The sequence below is a fragment of the Acaryochloris sp. IP29b_bin.148 genome (assembly GCF_028285565.1).
GTDB lineage: Bacteria > Cyanobacteriota > Cyanobacteriia > Thermosynechococcales > Thermosynechococcaceae > Acaryochloris.
On the sequence record NZ_JANQOY010000236.1, the window covers coordinates 1 to 4371 of the forward strand.

The window sequence follows — 4371 nt, forward strand, 5'->3', positions numbered from 1 at the left end:
TCGGTGATCTCAATATTCTTGCCGTGAATAACAAGCTTCATAGGGTTGCCTCCCCTAATGTCAGTGTTAACCTCACCCTAACACTTTGTTTTCTGGAAGAGGGGGCTGTTCTACCCTGTCTTTAAGTTGCTTTGCATCCTGTGATAATTCTTAAATGCTACCGCGATAGGATTACTCGGAAATACTCTTGATTTCATTTCACAAATCGGCTAGAGAGTCTGACAATTCTTTTCCCAACCGTCCCTGTTGGCTCTATCAAATGGGTCTGGTGGACTACTCAAAAGCGTGGGATTGGCAGCGGCAACTGGTGCGCGATCGCATTTACAATCCTCAACTTCCCGATACATTAATCCTGCTAGAGCATCCACCCGTTTACACGTTGGGGCAGGGTGCAAGTTTAGACTTTCTTAAATTCAATCCCAACCAATCAGGCCATGCCCTACACCGGATTGAACGGGGCGGAGAAGTCACCTATCACTGTCCCGGCCAGCTAGTGGGCTACCCCATTCTCAATCTCAAACACCATCAAACTGATTTGCATTGGTATCTACGGCAGCTGGAAGAAGTCATCATCCGTACCCTGGGCATTTATGAACTAGAAGCAGAACGCATTCCAGGGCTTACAGGCGTCTGGCTAGACCAGTGCAAAGTCGCGGCCATCGGTATTAAGGTTAGTCGCTGGATTACCATGCATGGCTTTTCCCTCAATATCAACCCTGATCTGTCTGGCTTTGAGCAGATTGTTCCGTGCGGTATCCAAAATCGAGCCGTCGGCAGTTTAGAGCAGTTTATTCCTAATTTAGATAGTGCTGAGGTCACCACCACTCTGCTCGATCAATTTGCCCAAGTCTTTCATCTAGATCTCATACGAGACAGTCCAGCGCCTTTTACCAGTCATGCTCCATCCCCTGATTAATTCATCAGGATAATCCGTCATGATAGAAGAGCAGTGCCCTTCTTCCGCTATGACTTCTTCTGTCGCCTCCATCGCCACCGACGATCACTTTCTGATTACCTTTGCTCCGCTGACCGTAGAGGAACTATACCGCCTCGCCGATCACCCCCATAACGGTGCTGTGGTGGTCATGAGTGGTACTGTTCGCGATCAAACAGACGGTAAAGCAGTACTCTCTCTGGAATATCAAGCCTATGAACCGATGGCCCTAAAAGTCTTCCAGAGCATTGCCCAGGACATTCGTCAACGCTGGCCAGAGGTCAACCGGGTTGCCATCCATCACCGCACTGGTCATCTGAAAATTAGCGAGATCAGCGTCCTCGTCGCCATTGGCTGCCCCCACCGGGCCGAAGCCTTTGCCGCCTGTCAGTACGCCATCGACACCCTCAAGCACAATGCCCCGATCTGGAAGAAAGAGCACTGGGCCGATGGTTCCAGTAGCTGGGTCAATATTGGGGCTTGCGAACAAGAAGACGCCTAGTTTCCCTGCATTTGTTCTTTCAAAGACTCTAAAGCGGCCCAACGCCGATCCACGGGCTGCTCAATTTTTTCAGCTTCTTTCAACAACCCTTCACAATCTTGATCACAAAGCTGTCGATGGGGCAGTTGCAAACTCAGCTGCTGATATAGCCAATCCTCAGGACTAAAATATCCTCGGGGAGATAGCGTTTCTACCGGGTCATTGAGGGTTACTTCAATTTCTAAGCCAGGCTCATCTGCCGGGACATCAGCCGATAACCAAATCATCTCTGAGGCATCTACCATCAGCCGATGATTATATTGCTGCAAACAGCGATCGCAATTCAGCGTCACAATCGTTTTTGCCTGGCTGCTGACTTGTAAATAGTTGCCCTGATGAACAAGCGTGACTTGCCCTTGCACCGCCGTCAGTGAATCCAGCTCAGGCAAAAACTCCTCAACATCTAAAACAATTGTTTGCTGGGGCGCATTTTCGATGTCAGGGATGTAAACCTTGTCCATTGCTGAGACTCTTTCTCCATCCCTTACTGACCTACTCGTCCTCAGATGCCTCATCACCCGTCGCCAGCGTTACCACCAAACGGCGGTCTGGTTCTTGGCCACGACTAAAGGTCTCCAAGTCCGACTCATCAAATAAAATCGTATGCACCAACCGCCGTTCTGCTGAGTTAATAGGAGGCATCACATATTCCTGCCCCGTTTCTCGCACCGATTGAGCTGCCTGATCCGCCAGTACCGCTAATTCGTCATAACGATTGACCCGAAAATCAGCCATTTCAATCGTATAGGCGGTTCGTGCCTCCTTATCTTTGCCAACATTCAAGGTGGAGTTGATCAGATATTGAATCGCATCCAACATCCGACCATTGCTGCCAATCAGTAAGTCAACTTGCTCAGGCGACAATCCACTATCATCAATCGTCAGCCAAAACCCTCCAAAATCCTTAAATTTTGTCTGGGCAATCTCTGGCTTGTCACCACCAACCGAGGTTTCTATGCCCAAATGGCCCAGTAAATTAGACAGCCATTCTTGGCCTTGCTGAACATTTGACTCACTCATGGGCGTCAACTCGATGCTTTCTTTTTAGAATACTCCGGTTCAAAGGGTAGCGCACCCCGCTCTCCCTCTTCAGCAACCACTTTTCGTTCTTCTCTGGCTTTCTTGCGCTCCTGTTCATCCACAATTTTTTGCAGATTCTCAGGCAATGGTTCTTTCGATAAGAAATAGCTTTGAACAGTCTGAAAAATATTGGCTAGCAACATGTAGAGCAGCACGCCTGCTGGCAAGGGGAAAAACAAAAACATTCCTGAAAACATCACCGGCATGTATTTATTCATCGCCTGCTGCTGCGATCCAGAATTACCGCCTTGTCCCGACAATAACTGGTTGACGTATAGAGAAACACCAAATCCCAGCACCATGATCAGAATATCCCAGTGAATGGCATCCGCATTAAATTGAGCCCCTTCATCCGTGGTTGTGAAGATTTCACCTTCAACCGCACCCACTCGACCTAAGGCTTTAATAAACAGGAAGCCTTTTTCAGCCGCAAGGCCTGTCAGGGTTCCCTGAATCGTCACATCTCCGGGTTGCAAAGCCACAATATGGCCTTTTTCATCAATACTGACCCGATCTTCACCCTTCATCACCTTCCAGGTGGGAACCACATCATCTACTTCAGACTCAGGAATAATATCTTGGAGGGGCTTACCCTCAATCGTCTGGAATTGGAAATCCGTGGACTGTCCGACGCCTAATTCCTTACCCGATGGCACAATACCCACCACTGGGTAGTGGGTTTTTTCAGCCACAAAAATGTTCTGTGACTTCGTTGTAAACGGTTCAGACTGAACTTCTGCAATCTTATCCTGAGGCAGAATTTTCAAGTTCACCGAATAGTTAACGTTCGCAAAGGGCGATCCTCTCAAGGTTGCAAACAGCGCAAATAGAATCGGCATTTGAATTAACAGCGGGAAACACCCGGCTAGAGGATTACCAAACTCTTTAAATAGCTTGGTTTGCTCCTCTTGCAACTTCGCTGGATCATCTTTGTAGCGCTCTTGCAGCTCCTTTTGGCGCTTCTGCATCACGGGCTGTGAGACTTTCATTCGCCGCATATTGCGAATTTGGCCTGCACTTACCGGATACAAAACAGAGCGAATCACCAACGTTAGGGCAACGATGGCCAATCCATAACTGGGCACGATCCCGTAGAAAAAGTCCAGGATCGGCAACATAATGTTGTCCGAGATAAATCCAATAAAGTTCATTCGTGTATAGCCGACCTAAGTGCGGAAATTAGCAAAATACTGAGTTGACTGAATCTCTCACTGTTCCAGAAAATCTTGAGAGCTTCTACCCTTAACAAGCATGATTCTACTGGTAATGCATACTGTGGGCAAATAGCCAGCCAATTCCAATACTATTTTAAGATTGAGCACAAACTGAGACAATCCTTTCCATCATACTCACCTGAGCACCAAATGTTGAATTACTCAGGTCACTCAACCCCAAGCCTTAAGAGGCAGAGCCGCTGGCAACAGTGGCTTTTGCTTGAGATTTCGCTTCTACTTTCTCTTCAATATAGGCGGCAATTTCTCGGAATTTTGGCAAAGACTTTAATTCAATGCGGCTGCCGTCTTTTAAAATAATCAACATATCTCCCCAGAATCCCAATCCTCTGGGAATCACAGAGACTTCCGAAATTTCGGAGTAGACCAAGTCTGTACGGCTACGACCAAACCAGCCCCCATTAACCGTGACCCGTCGGTTTGTAATTCGAAACCGTAACCAAATTGCTCTCACCAACGCACCAATGGTCAGAGGAATAAAAAATATCGTTAAAGCTAAGAAAGAATTTAAGATTAAATCACCAATATGAGGTCCCCCTTCAAAGTAGACCTCCTCCTTAATACCCATTTAGGATCTCCGCGTC

The 4371-nt window shown here is 47.5% G+C and carries 6 protein-coding genes; 2 read left to right on the forward strand and 4 right to left on the reverse strand.

Annotated elements, in window-relative coordinates; translation table 11 throughout:
* Positions 1-187 precede the first annotated feature (187 nt).
* Together lipB and Q0986_RS21245 are read left to right on the forward strand one after the other, a co-directional pair.
* Positions 188-916, forward strand: a complete 729-nt coding sequence (lipB, locus tag Q0986_RS21240) for a lipoyl(octanoyl) transferase LipB (protein WP_366918651.1) — start codon at positions 188-190, stop codon at positions 914-916.
* Between the two features lie 49 nt (positions 917-965).
* Entirely contained in the window at positions 966-1436 is a 471-nt protein-coding gene (locus tag Q0986_RS21245; protein ID WP_299415497.1) for a molybdenum cofactor biosynthesis protein MoaE, read from the forward strand.
* Here the strand turns inward: Q0986_RS21245 and Q0986_RS21250 are convergent.
* From Q0986_RS21250 to Q0986_RS21265, 4 genes are all read right to left on the reverse strand, one after another.
* Complete coding sequence (locus tag Q0986_RS21250) at positions 1433-1936, reverse strand: YceD family protein (RefSeq protein WP_299415502.1); 504 nt, start codon at positions 1934-1936, stop codon at positions 1433-1435. The genes Q0986_RS21245 and Q0986_RS21250 overlap by 4 nt on opposite strands.
* Positions 1937-1967: 31 nt before the next feature.
* Positions 1968-2495, reverse strand: coding sequence for a R3H domain-containing nucleic acid-binding protein (locus Q0986_RS21255; protein WP_299415505.1), 528 nt, complete (start codon positions 2493-2495; stop codon positions 1968-1970).
* A gap of 5 nt (positions 2496-2500) precedes the next feature.
* Positions 2501-3706 carry a membrane protein insertase YidC gene (gene yidC / locus Q0986_RS21260; RefSeq protein ID WP_299415508.1) on the reverse strand — a complete coding sequence of 402 codons (1206 nt, stop codon included), beginning with the start codon at positions 3704-3706 and terminating at the stop codon, positions 2501-2503.
* A 247-nt stretch (positions 3707-3953) separates the two neighbouring features.
* Positions 3954-4355: a PH domain-containing protein gene (locus Q0986_RS21265; protein WP_299415513.1), complete on the reverse strand. Its 402-nt coding sequence runs from the start codon at positions 4353-4355 to the stop codon at positions 3954-3956.
* Between the last annotated feature and the right edge of the window lie 16 nt (positions 4356-4371).

Bases quoted from the DNA above. Each gene is read 5' to 3' on its own strand.
- Q0986_RS21245 (WP_299415497.1), top strand. From the start codon at position 966: ATGACTTCTTCTGTCGCCTCCATCGCCACCGACGATCACTTTCTGATT.
- Q0986_RS21250 (WP_299415502.1), bottom strand. From the start codon at position 1,936: ATGGACAAGGTTTACATCCCTGACATCGAAAATGCGCCCCAGCAAACA.
- yidC (WP_299415508.1), bottom strand. From the start codon at position 3,706: ATGAACTTTATTGGATTTATCTCGGACAACATTATGTTGCCGATCCTG.
- Q0986_RS21255 (WP_299415505.1), bottom strand. From the start codon at position 2,495: ATGAGTGAGTCAAATGTTCAGCAAGGCCAAGAATGGCTGTCTAATTTA.
- Q0986_RS21265 (WP_299415513.1), bottom strand. From the start codon at position 4,355: ATGGGTATTAAGGAGGAGGTCTACTTTGAAGGGGGACCTCATATTGGT.